The following is a 1,283-nucleotide window of genomic DNA, read 5'->3' as shown; positions in this document are numbered from 1 at the left end:
ACGGACATCGTGGGCCTGGACGTCCGCCTGGGCATCGCCGAGTACCTCGCCTCGACCCTGGGCGAGCGGTTCGCCCCGCCGGCCATCCTGCGGGAGAAGGTCGCCCGCGGCGAGCTCGGCCGCAAGACCGGCAAGGGCTTCTTCAGCTACGACAGCACGCGTCCGCCAGTCCTCGGTGTCGACCAACAGGCTGTGCTCAGTGGGCTGGAGGCACGCACGTCCTCCGCACCGGACGCGCAGACCGAGGAAGGCGCTCCGGCATGAGTCAACCGGATCCGACCGTGGTCGGCGTGCCTTTCGAGTGCGAGCTGCATCTGAGGTGGTCGGACCAGGACGCCAATGGCCACGTGAACAATGCGCGGGTGATCACCCTTCTCGAGGAGGCTCGAATCACCGCCTACCTCACCTGGATCGGTACCACTCCGGACGGGGAACGTCCGCGCGTGGTGCGTTCCCTGCAGGCGGAGTACCACCGGGCGATGCACTACGGCCATCCACTCTCGGCGAAGGTCTGGATCTCGAGGATTGGCTCCAGTTCGTTCACCGTCCACCATGAACTGCACCAGCAAGGGCAACTCTGCGTGTCCGGCGATACCGGAATCGTCCAGCTCACCGCGGACCACTCTCGATCGGACCCTTTACACGACAACCTCCGCCAAGCCCTAAGCCGAGCGCTCATCCCCGCCGAGCCCCCTTCATCCTGATCCCGCCCCCGCGGACCGCCCAGGCAGACCAAGAACCGACCGTGACCGTGTCCGAGATTCGTGATACAGCCCAGTCTGTCAGGGGGAGGCACGGATCCTGTTCACTGCCCCGGGCTGCCCGGGCAAAGACCGCACCAGGTCCACCAATGCACTCAACGCCCTGGCACGCAATAACGCCCTAGGGATCGATACTCGCAAGGACCAGGCCTGTCCCAAGATCACCGACGTTCCCCGGGAGCGGTCCCGCCAGGAGGAACTGTCCTTATCGATCGCCCGTCGTTCCAGCTGTTCGGGCTCGTCGCGATTATCGGCGCGGTGATCTCGATGGTCTCGATGAACCCGGGGCCGAACGCGGAGAAAGCCGTCGCGGGCCAGTCTGCAGCCCGGGCGTGACCCACACCCCGGGGTCGGTCTGATCACGCACGGCAGGCGCTCACCTGACACCGCCGGCAACCGGACGGGCCCAGCAAAAGAACGCCCTGCTGAACGCGGCAACAAGATAGATCAGACCGCCCTGAGCCTGTCGAACACCGTGTCATCTGGCACACCTGACCCCTTGGGAGAACAGATACAGATGTC

General features: G+C 65.5%; 2 protein-coding genes. Both read left to right on the top strand.

Going from position 1 to position 1,283, the window contains the following annotated elements:
• On the top strand, positions 1 to 264 hold a 264-nt coding region (locus ABD161_RS15895; protein ID WP_344005220.1), incomplete at its 5' end, for a 3-hydroxyacyl-CoA dehydrogenase family protein.
• On the top strand, positions 261 to 704 hold the full coding sequence (locus ABD161_RS15890; RefSeq protein WP_023164837.1) for an acyl-CoA thioesterase: 444 nt from the start codon (positions 261 to 263) through the stop codon (positions 702 to 704). The genes ABD161_RS15895 and ABD161_RS15890, both read left to right, overlap by 4 nt.
• The last annotated feature ends 579 nt before the right edge of the window (positions 705 to 1,283 follow it).

This window comes from Microbacterium paludicola, from assembly GCF_039529675.1.
Lineage (GTDB): Bacteria > Actinomycetota > Actinomycetes > Actinomycetales > Microbacteriaceae > Microbacterium > Microbacterium paludicola.
Note: the sequence above shows the minus strand (reverse complement) of the source record. Positions and strands in the feature narration are given on the sequence as shown.